This is a genomic window from Kitasatospora sp. GP30 (genome assembly GCF_029892145.1).
In the GTDB taxonomy this organism is placed as follows: Bacteria; Actinomycetota; Actinomycetes; order Streptomycetales; family Streptomycetaceae; genus Kitasatospora; species Kitasatospora acidiphila.
Genome location: NZ_JARZAH010000001.1, coordinates 563232 through 575401, shown reverse-complemented (window position 1 = coordinate 575401; position 12170 = coordinate 563232). Strand labels below are relative to the sequence as shown.

At 71.2% G+C, this 12170-nt stretch carries 10 protein-coding genes; 6 read left to right on the top strand and 4 right to left on the bottom strand.

Going from position 1 to position 12170, the window contains the following annotated elements:
* The first annotated feature begins 3 nt into the window (after positions 1–3).
* Entirely contained in the window at positions 4–537 is a 534-nt protein-coding gene (locus P3T35_RS02665) for a nuclear transport factor 2 family protein (RefSeq protein WP_101381202.1), read from the top strand.
* A 101-nt stretch (positions 538–638) separates the two neighbouring features.
* Here P3T35_RS02665 and P3T35_RS02660 read toward each other — a convergent pair whose 3' ends face one another.
* From P3T35_RS02660 to P3T35_RS02650, 3 genes are all read right to left on the bottom strand, one after another.
* A complete protein-coding gene (locus P3T35_RS02660; protein ID WP_101381201.1) occupies positions 639–2231 on the bottom strand; it encodes a serine/threonine-protein kinase in 1593 nt (530 codons plus the stop codon).
* Complete coding sequence (locus tag P3T35_RS02655; protein WP_101381200.1) at positions 2228–2788, bottom strand: hypothetical protein; 561 nt, start codon at positions 2786–2788, stop codon at positions 2228–2230. Before P3T35_RS02655 ends, P3T35_RS02660 begins: the two co-directional genes overlap by 4 nt.
* Positions 2789–2871: 83 nt before the next feature.
* On the bottom strand, positions 2872–4890 hold the full coding sequence (locus tag P3T35_RS02650; RefSeq protein WP_101381199.1) for an N-6 DNA methylase: 2019 nt from the start codon (positions 4888–4890) through the stop codon (positions 2872–2874).
* Positions 4891–5040: 150 nt separating this feature from the next.
* On the opposite strand from P3T35_RS02650, the gene P3T35_RS02645 reads away from it, so the two are divergent.
* Together P3T35_RS02645 and P3T35_RS02640 are read left to right on the top strand one after the other, a co-directional pair.
* A complete protein-coding gene (locus tag P3T35_RS02645; protein WP_143676854.1) occupies positions 5041–5814 on the top strand; it encodes a hypothetical protein in 774 nt (257 codons plus the stop codon).
* A 250-nt stretch (positions 5815–6064) separates the two neighbouring features.
* Positions 6065–6805 (top strand): aquaporin, encoded by a 741-nt coding sequence (locus P3T35_RS02640; protein WP_101381196.1) that lies wholly within the window; start codon positions 6065–6067, stop codon positions 6803–6805.
* 89 nt (positions 6806–6894) lie between these two features.
* Here P3T35_RS02640 and P3T35_RS02635 read toward each other — a convergent pair whose 3' ends face one another.
* Entirely contained in the window at positions 6895–8457 is a 1563-nt protein-coding gene (locus tag P3T35_RS02635) for an MFS transporter (protein ID WP_180356521.1), read from the bottom strand.
* Between the two features lie 186 nt (positions 8458–8643).
* Between P3T35_RS02635 and P3T35_RS02630 the strand changes: the two genes are divergently transcribed.
* The 3 genes from P3T35_RS02630 (at position 8644) to P3T35_RS02620 (ending at position 12134) form a co-directional block, all read left to right on the top strand.
* Positions 8644–9366 carry a TetR/AcrR family transcriptional regulator gene (locus tag P3T35_RS02630; RefSeq protein WP_280704012.1) on the top strand — a complete coding sequence of 241 codons (723 nt, stop codon included), beginning with the start codon at positions 8644–8646 and terminating at the stop codon, positions 9364–9366.
* A gap of 962 nt (positions 9367–10328) precedes the next feature.
* The gene (locus P3T35_RS02625) at positions 10329–11108 is read left to right on the top strand and encodes a restriction endonuclease (RefSeq protein WP_180356519.1); all 780 of its coding nucleotides are present in this window, start codon (positions 10329–10331) and stop codon (positions 11106–11108) included.
* Positions 11109–11249: 141 nt separating this feature from the next.
* Positions 11250–12134: a hypothetical protein gene (locus P3T35_RS02620; RefSeq protein WP_143676853.1), complete on the top strand. Its 885-nt coding sequence runs from the start codon at positions 11250–11252 to the stop codon at positions 12132–12134.
* Positions 12135–12170: the final 36 nt, after the last annotated feature.

Below are 12170 nucleotides of genomic sequence, written 5' to 3'. Positions count from 1 at the left end.
ACCATGCCCGCTCTCCCCGACCGCCGCACGATGCTCCGCGTGGGCCTGGCGACCGCGGTGCCTGCGGCCGTCGTCGCAGCCACGGCGGTCCCCGCCGCCGCCCACACCCCCGCCCTGCGCGAGCGTGACGTGACCCGCTGGATGACCGCCTACCTCAAGGCCTGGCAGACCAAGGACGCGGACGCCGTCGTCCGGCTCTTCACCCCAGACGCCGAGTACCAGTCCGTCCCGTCCGTGCCCGACCAGATGTTCCGCGGCAGCCGGCAGATCCACGACTACTGGGTCGGCGTCACCGCACCGCAGACCGGCATGTCCGGCATCCAGGGCACGCCCATCGTCTCCGGCAACCGGGCGGCCATCGAGATCTGGGTGACCATGCGGGTCCCGTCCGACACCGACGGCACCATGGGCTGGGTCACCCTGATCGAGACCAACATCCTCGACTTCGCGACGCCGACGCTCTGCTCGCGCAACATCGAGTACTCCCGCATCATGACGGGCAAGATCGCCCCGCCCGCCGGCTGGGGCCGCCGCTGAGCCCCGGACCGACGGATGAGGGCCAGGCGACTGCGACCTGGCCCTCATCCGTCGACTCGGCCGTCAACTCGGCCATCAGCTCGGCCGATCAGCTCGGCCGATCAGCCGAGGGCCCGCCGGGTCTCGGCGGCGAGCGGGTGGTGCGGGCCGTAGCGCCGCTCGGTTTCGAGGAGCAGCCGGTGCAGGGCCGCACGGGCCGCGACGTGGTCACCCGTCGCCATGAGCAGCTGCGCCGTGCGGCGGCCGACCTCCAGTAGGAGGGCCGGGTCCCCGTCCGCGTGCCGCTCCAGCAGCGGGAGCAGGGACTGGTACTCGGCGAGCGCCGAAGCCTGGTCGCCGAGGTGCTCCAGGCACTGCGCCGCCTCGACGCGGAACCGCAGCGCCTGCGGGTCGGCCGGGCCGGCCTCGGCGGCGCGCTGCTCGCTCAGCAGCCGCAACTGCGGGAGTGCGGCGTGGAACTGACCGTCCTCCAGCAGGGTCGCGGCATAGTGCTTGCGCAGCATCTGGACGACGGGCGCGTGCCAGCCGTGCGCCTGCGCGGCCGCGGACAGCGCGTTTCCGAGCACGCCGGCGGCCTGGGTGAGCCGGCCCGCGTCCAGCAGTCGCTTGGCCTCCTCCACGGCGGCGGCGGTACCGGTGTTCCCCGCGGCCGGTGCGGATGGCGCGGGGTGCGGGACGGCGGCAGGCACAGGGTGCGGGACGGCGGCGGGCGCGGTCGGCGGCGGCGCCTGGCGCGGCAGACCGCCGTGCCAGGGTGCGTACGGCAGTCGGAGCGGCCGGGTCGGGTCCATCGGCGCGCCGGCGTCGTCCCCTGGGCCCCTCCTGCCCGGTGGCGGGCAAGGAGGGAGGGTCGGATCCGGCGCGGGCAGCAGCGGGACCAGCGCCCGGTGGACCGCCGCCGCGTCGGCCGGCCGGTCCCGCGGATCCTTGGCGAGCAACCGCAGGACCAGGGCCTCCAGCGCCTCCGGCACGTCCGGCCGGAGCCGGCGCAGCGGGGGTGGCGGCTCGTAGACGTGCTGGTGCAGCACGCCGAGCGGCGAGGGGCTGGTGAACGGGACCGTGCCGCTGAGCAGTTCGTGCAGGATCACGCCGAGGGAGTAGAGGTCGGTGCGCGGGCCGACCTCGCCGCCCATCGCCTGCTCGGGCGCCATGTACACCGGGCTGCCGATGGGCGAGCCGGTCAGGGTGAGCCGGGTGGTGTCGTCGGTCAGGACGGCGGCGACGCCGAGGTCGAGCACGACCGCGGTGCCATCGGGCCGGATCATGATGTTGCGCGGCTTGAGGTCGCGGTGCACGGCCGGCACCGCGTGCACGGCGGCCAGCACCGGGCAGAGCTGCGCCGCCACGGCGGCCGCCCACGGCCAGGGGTAGGGATCGTGCTCGGCCAAGTGGTCGGCCAGGTCCGCGCCCTGGACGTACTGCATGACCAGGTAGAGGTCGTCGCCGTCGCTCGCCGCGTCGTGCACGGTGACCAGCCCCGGGTGGTCGACCTGGGCGGTGACCCGGCACTCCCGGGCGAAGCGCCGCCGTATCTCGTCGGACTCCTCCGCCCCGGGCGCCCGGTCGGGCCGGAGCAGTTTGACGGCCACCCGCCGGTCCAGGGTGCGGTCGTGCGCCAGCCACACCTGGCCCATGCCGCCCTGCCCGATCAGCATCGCCAACTCATAGCGCCCGGCGACGATCCGACCCTTCACGAGCCGTCCTGCCGCTGGAGGTAGGCGCTCAGTTCGTCGAGCCCGGCCCTGACTTCGCCGATCCGGTCCTGGCGCGGCAGGACCGGAGGGTAGCCGGGCTGCATCGGCGGCAGCACGACGGTGCTCCCCTGAGCGGGCGGTGTCACGGGGATCCCCTGACCGGGAACCGTCTCGACCGTCCACTGCTGCGGCCACAACTCGGCAGTCCGCTGCGGCCGCAACCCGACCGTCCGCTGCGGCCGCAGCTCCACGGCCAGGAAGTACGCCGGAACGAACACCGCGGTCCCGAGCAGCAGCACCATCCCGGCGGTGGTCTGCCAGCCCTGCCCGTCCGAGGGCCCGATCAACGCCAGCCCGCCGATGGCCGTCGCCGTCGCCAGGGCGAGCATCAACCAGTCGCGGGTGCGACGGTGGACGAGGGCCAGCCACAGCATCGACACCCAGGCCAGGATGCCGATGGACAGCACCGGAACGGCGGTGAGCAGCACCCGCAGGAGCACCCGCCACGCTGACACACCACGCCCGCGCGGCGGCGCTGTCGGGACGGGGCCGTACATGGGCCAGCTCCTGCTCGGCGGAGGGTGATCGGCGGTTGCCGGGGTCAGCCTACCGACCCCGTCGCCGAACCCGTCCGCCCATGTCAGGAAGGGCTGATGCTCCCGTCCGTCAGCCCGTCGTACAACCCCTGGACGAGCAGTTCCCCCAGTCTGGCGGCCCGTCGTGACGCCTCTTCGAATGCGGTGACGGCACGGAACCGCTCCCCGTAGCGCCGCTGGTCGGCTAGCGGCAGCCGGGGCACCTGGAGCCGGCGCACGTCGAGCCGGGTCGCGGTCGTGGTGAAGCTGCTGGCCTGCCGGTTGTTCGCGGTGCTCCGCAGGAACCCGGCGAGGAACCACGGATCCAGCACGGCCGGGTCGGGTCGTAGCAGGTGGACGTTGCGGCCCAGCGCGGCGCCGGCCGTGGCCTCGTCGATCACGCGCGTCGTGGCATCCCGGCCGAGCACCGGGATCACCACGTCCCCGGCCCGGGTGAGCACCGGCTCCTCCGCCTCGCCCTCGGGCAGCACGCCGGAGGGGGCGCCGCCCGACACGATGTCGTGCTCGGTCAGCACCGGCGGTCCGCCGAACCCGGCGCCGGCCCCGCCGGTGCGCATCAACAGGGCGCCCTTCCGGGCCAGTTCGCCGACACTGGTGATCGGCCAGCGGGCGGGCGCGCCCTGCACACCGGCCATCGGCACCAGCTCCACGGTGCTGCGCAGGGCCTCGGCCAGACGGCCGCGAACCTCGCCCGGCCCCGTCTCGCCGGTGCCCGCCGCCCGCACCGGCAGGTGCCGGGCCGGGGTCACGTCCACGTCGTCGTCCAGCAGATCGACCAACGGCACGGTACGGCTGACGCCGGGCCGTTCCGGTGTCGCGCCGTCGCGGTCGAAGGCGCACCAGTCCTCCAGCACCGTGTCGCGCAGCTCCTGCCAGGGCAGCTTCTCCCCGCCGTCCGGCCGCTCGGCGGCGTTCACCAGCAGCAGGCTCTGGTGCGGTGCCGCGTCCACCGCGGGGCGCCGCAGCACCCACAGGTGCAGCGGGATCCCGAACGGCGGGGCCGCTCCGGCGGGCAGCGCGACCACCGCCCGCAGCGCGCCGCGCCGCAGCAGGTCCGCCCGGATCCGCCGACCCGACTTGCGGGACGCCACCGCGGGCGGCATCAGCAGCACGGCGCAGCCGTCCTCCCGCAGGTGGGCGAGGGCGTGCTGCACCCAGGCCAGCTCGGACTCGGTCCGCGGCGGCAGCCCGTACTCCCACCGGGTGTCGTAGGCGAGCTCCTCGTGCCCCCAGGTGCGCTCGTTGAACGGCGGGTGGCACAGCACGACGTCCGCGCGCAGCTCGGTGTGCGCGTCGGCACGCAGGCTGTCGCCCACCCTGATCCGCACCGGTCCTTCGGTGTGCAGGGCGAGGCGCAGCGCGGTCAGCGCGGCGACGTCCGGGTCGGCCTCCTGGCCGGCCACGGCGGCGGGACCGGCCGCGACCAGCAGGCCGCCGAACCCGCAGGCGGGGTCCAGCACCAGCTCCGCCGGGCCGGCGAGTTCGGCCATCAGCTCGGACAGCGGCGCCGGCGTCAGGGTGTACTGGCGGGGCCCGGACTCCAGGTGACGCCCCATCAGGAACTCGTACGCCTCACGGGCACCGAGCTCGTTGGCGAGCTCCATGCCGCCGCGCAGCAGCGCCAGCCGCTCGGCCAGCTCGGGTCGACTCGGCACCAGGACCGGGTGGCCCTCGCCCAGCCGGGTGCGGAGCACCTCGGCGAGCGCTTCGGGCAGCTCGCGGCCCAGCCGGCGGTCGTCCGCGTCGATCAGCTGCTGCCACCGGGCGGGGTGGTCACGCAGCAGCAGGACGGCACCGACCAGCCGGAGCGCGGCGGCCGCCCCGGCCGGGTCCGCCTCGACCTGCTGCCAGACCCGTTCCCGCAACGGCACCTGGGCGAGCTTGCCCTGGTCGCGCAGCCACTGCTCGACCTCGGTCAGGTCGAAGACCGGACTGGTGTCGGTGCCGCCGACGGGCTTGGGGAAGTCGGCATGCCTGCGCCGCCAGTTGCTGACCGCGGCGCGGCCGACCCCGGCCAACCGTGCGATCCCAGCGGCAGTGACGTCCGTCCTGTTCTCCGGCACTGATGCGGCCCCCTCCGGCAGCGCTACGACTCAACACGATCCTACAACCCACCTCACGGAAATAGTCCTTGTTGACGCGGTTCACAGGCTATGGTCTTATTGGCGCGCCGCTCACACAGCTTCCCTGCCCGAAAGGCGCACACCCTCGTCATGTCTCAGCACCTCCGCCGGACCGCCCTGGCCGCCTGCGGCACCGCCGCGCTTCTCGGTCTCACCGCCTGCTCCTCGGGAGCCGCGAACTCCTCCGCCGCCCCGGCATCCGCGGCCTCGACGTCCGCCTCCGCGGCGTCCTCCGCCGGTGCGTCCTCCGGCACGCCGATCCCCGGCCCCGCCGCGGGCACGGACGGCCTGCCCACCGGCACGAAGCTCAACGGCATGCTGCTGCCGGCCACCGCCGTCCCGCAGAAGCTCCGACTGGACCCCAGCGGCTCCAAGACCACCGGAGACGGCTTCAACCCGCCGACCTCCCCGTCCGCCGCCCCGGCCTCCCAGGTCTGCAACATGCTCAACGGCGCGGGCTGGATCAACGCGTCGGGCATCGGCTACGCGTCCTTCGCCCAGAACGACTACATGGACGACGCGCAGGACATGTTCGCCCAGGAGCTCGACGCCTTCCGCGGCAACGACGCGGCGACGGCCATGGCCAACCTGAAGCAGGCCATCACCAAGTGCCACACCTTCACGGTCACCCAGAGCGGCCAGAGCTACACCGCGACCATCACCCTCAAGCCCCTCCCCGGCGTCGGGGACGAGGCTCTCCAGGCGGTCATCACCTCGCCGAGCTTCACCGGCGGCAGCACCCTGGCGGCCGCCCGCGTCGGCAACATCGTGGCGACGACGTACGACAACGACCAGAACAACACCGGCACCGCCGGCGTGGCCCTCACCGAGACCCTGGTCAAGAACATCCCCGCCACCCACTGACTGCGCTGCACGGGCCGGGCCCCCACGAGCGACCGCCCGGCCCGTCTCCGCAAACACCGTCAGGCCCGGCGCTGCGAGGGGGAGCGCCGGGCCTGACCTGCCGTCAACCACGGAGCCGACGCCCGGCAGAGCACTTGCCGACTACTCTGCGCCATGGTCTAGTGACCTTGCGTATCCAAGTGGCTCTGGACCGAGCCCTGGACCTACTTCGCAGACCGCAGCAGTCGGTGCCATCCGGGAGAGGGACAACATGATCCGAAAGCTGGCCGCAGAATTACTGGGAACAGGACTGCTCGTCTATGTCGGCGTCGGGGTGGCAACCCTGTCGTTCGGCTTCGGCACGACTGGGAGCAGCTACGCCGCCGGCGTGGTCGCTACCGCGCTCGCGTTCGGCCTCGTCCTACTGGCCCTGGCGTACGTTCTCGGGCCCGTCTCCGGCTGTCACATCAATCCAGCCGTCACCATCGGAGCCTTGTTCGCCGGCCGAATCCGGCCGCTCGAGGCGGCCGGCTACTGGGCTGCGCAGTTCATCGGCGGGATCCTCGGGGCATTGCTCCTTTGGGGCACGTTCGCCTGCTCGCCCCTCTACAGCCGCTCGGCCACCGGCCTCGGGGCCGACGGCTGGGGTGCCGCCAGCCCCATTCACATCAACGCAGGCGGCGCCTTCCTGATCGAGACGGTGTTGACCACCCTCTTCGTCTTGATCGTCCTCGGCGCGACAAGCAAGACCGCGAATGCCACGGCCGCAGGACTGACCATCGGGCTGTCGCTCTCCGTGTGCCACCTCATCGGGATCCCGGTGACCGGAACATCGGTGAACCCCGCCCGCAGTCTCGGCCCCGCCCTCATCGTCGGCGGTACGGCCCTGACCCAGGTGTGGCTCTTCATCGTGGCCCCCCTCGTGGGCGGCACCCTGGCGGCCGGCCTTCACCTACTGCTTCTCCCGAAGTCCGCCCCTCCGCCCGTCGAGCCGGCCTCAGCGGCTGCGTGACGGCACCACCGTCCCGCGGACAGCTTGATCAACCGTGGGCACAGGCAACAACCTGGGGAGCCAGTTGAGCAGAGCCTCGCGCCGCTGAGTCAGTGCGCGACCGCGCTCTCGTGGAGGTCGCTGCGGCGGAGGGTCGTGAAGGCGATGGCCGACGCGAAGGCGGCGACCGCCGCGCAGATGGTCAGGACGTCGCTGAGCCCGTGGACGAACGCTGCGCGGGCCGCCTCCGCCACCGTTGCGCGAAGCGCGCCCGCACCCTGCGCCACCTGCTCGCCCGCCCCTGCCGCCACCTCCTGCCGCGCGCCCGGAGGGAACCCCGGGACCGCCGCCGCGAACGCGTCGCCCACGCGGTGCTGGAAGAGCGCGCCGAAGCCCGCGATGCCGATCGCGATGCCGACCTGCTGGAAGGTCTCGCCCATCCCGGCGGCCATGCCGGCCCGCGCCGGCTCGGCCACCCCGATCGAGACGGACGCGCGCGGCGGGTTGAACATGCCCATCCCCGCGCCGGTCAGCAGCATGCTCGGCAGCATCGCGGTCCAGCCGCTGTGCACGTCGATCAGCCGGATCGCCAGCAGGCCGCCGGCCATCAACGCCATCGCCGTGCCGACGAGCAGCCGAGGCGGTACGGCAACCGTCAGGCTGCCGGTCACCGCGGCGACGACGAACAGCACCAGCGTCAGCGGCAGGAACCGCAGGCCCGCCTGCCAGGGCGTCGCGCCGAGCACGTTCTGGACGTAGGACACCTCCAGGAAGATCGACGCCATGCCGGCGGCGTTGCCCAGCAGCGTGGCCGCCGAGATCCCGTTGAAGGTGCGGTTGCGGAAAAGCGAGAGGTCGAGCATCCCGGCCCCGCCGAGACGGCGCTCGACCAGGACGAACACGGCGAGCAGCAGCGCCGACGCGGCGAAGAGGCAGAGGATGAGCGGGCTGGTCCAGCCTTCCGCCTCGCCGCGCAGGAACCCGAGCACCAACGCGCCGAGGGCGACGGAGAAGAGGACCAGGCCGGCCCAGTCGACGCCGTGGGCGCTGGGCTCGCGCGACTCGCGAATGCGCAGCGCGCTCAGGACGATCGCGACCACACCGATGGGGACGTTGACGAGGAAGATCCAGCGCCAGCCGACCCCACTGGTCAGGGCTCCGCCGATGAGCGGGCCGAAGGCGATGGCCAGGCCGGAGACACCCCCGAAGACGCCGAACGCCATCGCCCGGTCCTTGCCGCGGAACTCCTGGCCGAGCAACGCCGGGCCGACGGCGAAGAGGACGGCCGCGCCGACGCCTTGGAGGCCGCGGGCGAGATTGAGGGTGAGCACGTCCGTCGACGCGCCGCAGAGCAGCGAGGCGGCGGTGAAGACGGCGAATCCGGTGATGAAGACCCGCTTGCGTCCGAGTCGGTCGGCAAGCGAGCCGCCGGTCAGCAGGAAGGCGGCAAGGGTGAGGGCGTACGCGTCGAGCACCCACTGGAGGCCGGAGAAGTCGGCGTTGAGGGCGTTGCGCAGGTCGGGCAGGGCTACGTTCACGACGGTGAGGTCGAGCATGAGCATGAAGGTCGCGATCGAGACGATCGCGAGCGTCCATGCCCGGCCGGGCGCGCGGGTTGCGGCCTCGGTTGCTGGGTCGGCGGGTACGCCGACGGTGTCGACGGATGCGGACATGGCTGTCCCCCTGAGCGTTCGGTTGGCGAAACGGAAGGCGTGCGGAAGGCGTGCGGAAAGCATGCGGAAGGCAGAAAACGGCAGGCCGGATCACGGGAAGAGAATGCGAGTCTTTGCTCGCATATCCCGCTCCCTGAGATTACGAGTCATTGCTCGCATTCGTCAACGAGCCCTACCATCGACAAGGTGACCGCCGAGACCACCCCCGCCAGCAAGCCGCCCGTGACCGAGGAGCGCCCCAAGCGGCGCCAGGCGCGCGGGGAGCGCCGGATCGCGCAGCTACTGGAGGCGGCGGGCCAGGTCTTCGCCGAGTCCGGGTACGCGGCCACCACGACGAACGCCATCGCCGCCCGCGCGGGCGTCTCCCCCGGCTCGCTGTACCAGTACTTCCCGAACAAGGACGCGATCGCCGCCGCCCTCGCCGAGTACTACGCCGACAGCCTCGACGAACTGCTCGCGCCGTTCGCCGTCGTGGATCCGACCTCCGTCACGCTGGACCAGGCGCTCGGCGCCTCCCTGGAACCGATCGTCGCGTTCCACCGCAAGAACCCGGCCTGCCTGGTCCTCTTCATCGGCGGAAACGCCCCCGGCCACGTGATGGACCTTCAGGCGCCGCTGATGGTCAGCACGCACGCACGCATCCAGGCACTGCTCACGCTCTACGCACCCGACCTACCGGAGGCCCGCCTGCAGCTCGGCGCCGCCGTCACACTCGCCGCGTACAAGGGCGTACTCCCGCTCCTGGTGGAGGCGGAGGAGGAACAGGTCCCGGCGCTGAGGGAGCAACTGAAGAGCCTGCTGCTCGGCTACTTCGACCGACTACTGACCGGCGCCCCCGACCAAGTGGACGCCCGACACGGCCGAGTTCGCCCACCCGAGCCGAAGGTTTCGACGAACTCCCCACAGTAAGAAGGGAGTTCATACCCGGCGATGCCCTGAGCCCGTGCCCACGTGAACAGCGGCTCAGCAACTGCCGGATCCCAGGCCCACCAATCGCGCGAGGCCGGGTGACATCAGGCCGCCGCTCCGCCTCGCAGGGCAGCACACCCGCTGATGTCCGTTTGAGATGCCAGTAGGGCCCGGACCGATCTCGGTCCGGGCCCTACTGCGTTTCCGAGGCCCCCGACCTGGGCCGGGACGCTGAGCCCCCTGTCGGGTTCGAACCGACGACCCCCGCTTTACAAGTTTTCTCCGGCCAAGTCTCTGACCTGCGGAAACGCTGACCAGTTGGCCTCTGGCCTGCGAGAATGCCTCTCTGGGACTCTCGCGACTTCTCCGCGTTTCTCGGCCCCATGTGTGCCAATTCCGTGCTGCGACGCGGTCCGCCAGCCTGGCGGCCTCCGCCAACTGGAGTCCTGCTGGGCCCTCGGTGGCCACACCAGTATCGCAGGCTCATGGCCCCCCTGGAGCAGCGGACAGAGTCGAAACTGGTCGCACCCTCGCAGGCGCTACCCAATCCTCATCTACTGCCTTTGGTCACGGAAAGTGACCAAAGGCAGCCTTCGGCGGTGGCCCCGCAAGCGCTGACAGCAGCGTGCGGCATCCTGGTGGGGATTGCTGGCACTGGGGGTCTCTTGTCTCGCTTCGTCGTCTTCCGTCCTTACGCCCGCTGCCTGCGGTGCCACGAACCGATTCGTGATCGTACGAAGGCTCGGGCTTTCGGCCTCTTGGGCGTTGACCAAGCACAGTGGGCCGACGACTACGCACTCCGTGTCCCAGGAGCCCGGCGCGTCCTGTACGCGTGGCATGTCGCCGATGAAGGTTGCGCGGCAGAGAGGCAGATCGAGGAGAAGTCCCCGCTTCGGGCCGAGCCCGGCCAGTTCATCTGGTACCAGGGAGCGTGGTGGGAAGTCCTGCCCTCCAGCCCGAAGATGCCCAAGAACCAGGTCGTCCTACTCAAGGAGGGTGAGCACCCCGCGGACGGGGACACCGTGATCCCCTTCGGGCCGCGCATCACGCTGCCGGTTCTCACTGCCCCGCACACCGTGGCGATCGACTATCGCGGCGAGCCGATCGGGGCCGAGACGGCGGCCATGGAGTTCGTCGAAAAGCTGCACACGGCTGATATCCATCGCCGTGGGCTTCCCAAGCTGCCGTTCTTCCTCACGGTGGCTGAGCTTGTCGGGGCTGTGCATCGCCGACTGGACACGGCGGCCGGCTGGGTTACCGCTGAGATCTTCCGCAACATCCCGACCGGAGAGTACGGGACCGTTGAGGGCGACAACTACGGCTACTCCGTCCTCGATCACCTGCATCATGCCGACTTCGAAGCTCTGATCGCATCCCTGCTCGACCGCGACTTCTACACCGTCGTACAGTCCAATGGTGGTGCGGGCGACCACGTGGCGGACGTGATCGCCACTTCTCCGACGGGAGAGAAGGTGGTGGTGCAGGCCAAGCACTTCACCGGTGGGCGTCGCAATGTCGGCGCCTCGGTCATGTACGAGATCAACGGGACGGCCAAGCCGGAGCACAACGCCGATGTCGCGGTCTGCCTGACCAACGGCGACTACACCGAGCCTGCATGGCGCTTCGGAGCCAAACACGGGATACGAATGATCGACCGGGATGCACTGTATCGGTGGACCGCGAGGCAGAAGCCGTTCGGTCAAGTCCTCACGGACGCAGAGAACCATGCAGCCGAGATGTAGGCGACTGGTGCCGAAGGTGCTCCTTTCAGCGGAAGCCCGTGCCCCATGGCCAATCCTGCGGTCCCCCGTCTGCGGTCTCCCTGATCATGCTTCCGGGAATCCCGGTACGCGCCTCACTCAGCGAGCGGCAGAGTGTCCTCCATGAGCGAGTGGCAGCGGGGCTACCCCGACGACCGGCGCACGGCCGAGCAGCGCACCAAGGCTGCGGCCGACCATATCGGTTGGGACTTCGAGTACATGGCGGGCCGGGTGATGGCCCGGCTGACCGGTGAGTACGTCGTCATCCAGGACGACGGCAGCGCGCACAGCATGCCGGATATCCGGATCGAGTATGCGGACGGCCGGGTCGGCTTCGGCGAGTGCTGGATGGACGTGGACCGACGCCACGCCGAGGTGTCCGGCGGCCTTGCCGGCGAGCGGTCTTCGATGGCTGTTCCCGGCTCCAGCCGAGTCTGGACGGTGCGCGTCAACGGCGATTTCCGCTTGAAGAAGCGTGAGGTGTGGCTGCCGCAGTTGCTCGCCGCGCTGGAGGCGGAGGGCAAAGTCTTCGAGATCGTCGCCGAGGCCGAGAACCTGGAGCGCGATCCCAGCCCGACCGTCCAGCAGGCCCGGAGGCTCGGAATCCGTGGTCTGGCGTCCCGCCCGGTGGTCGGTGATGAGCAGGGGCGGGTGGACTTCTCAGTGTGGGGCATCGGCGGTCCGGCCGACGTCCCCTGGGAGCCGTTCATGGAGTGGGTCCGGGAGACGTTGTTTGCCAACGACAAGAACACGGTCGGGATCAGGAAGAAGCTCGCGGCGGCTGGCGGTAACGAGCGCCATGCCTTCGTGGGCGTCACCTTCGACAGCCCGTGGGAGGTCAACCGCGCGCTCCGCTGGGAGGTGAAGGGGATGCCACCGCGACCGCCGGAGCTGCCGGAGGAGATCACGCACTTGTGGATCATGCCCGCAATGCTGGGTGAGCGCTGCCTGGTGTGGAGCCTGGCCGAGGGCTGGTTCGATCCGACTGGCCAGTGGGCGACCGATTGATCGACGGTGCACCGCTGGGTCCGGCAGCCTGACACA

Excerpts from the sequence above, each read along its gene's own strand:
- P3T35_RS02665 (WP_101381202.1), top strand. The coding sequence starts at position 4 with ATGCCCGCTCTCCCCGACCGCCGCACGATGCTCCGCGTGGGCCTGGCG.
- P3T35_RS02655 (WP_101381200.1), bottom strand. The coding sequence starts at position 2,788 with ATGTACGGCCCCGTCCCGACAGCGCCGCCGCGCGGGCGTGGTGTGTCA.
- P3T35_RS02645 (WP_143676854.1), top strand. The coding sequence starts at position 5,041 with ATGTCTCAGCACCTCCGCCGGACCGCCCTGGCCGCCTGCGGCACCGCC.
- P3T35_RS02640 (WP_101381196.1), top strand. The coding sequence starts at position 6,065 with ATGATCCGAAAGCTGGCCGCAGAATTACTGGGAACAGGACTGCTCGTC.
- P3T35_RS02635 (WP_180356521.1), bottom strand. The coding sequence starts at position 8,457 with ATGTCCGCATCCGTCGACACCGTCGGCGTACCCGCCGACCCAGCAACC.
- P3T35_RS02625 (WP_180356519.1), top strand. The coding sequence starts at position 10,329 with ATGCCCAAGAACCAGGTCGTCCTACTCAAGGAGGGTGAGCACCCCGCG.
- P3T35_RS02620 (WP_143676853.1), top strand. The coding sequence starts at position 11,250 with ATGAGCGAGTGGCAGCGGGGCTACCCCGACGACCGGCGCACGGCCGAG.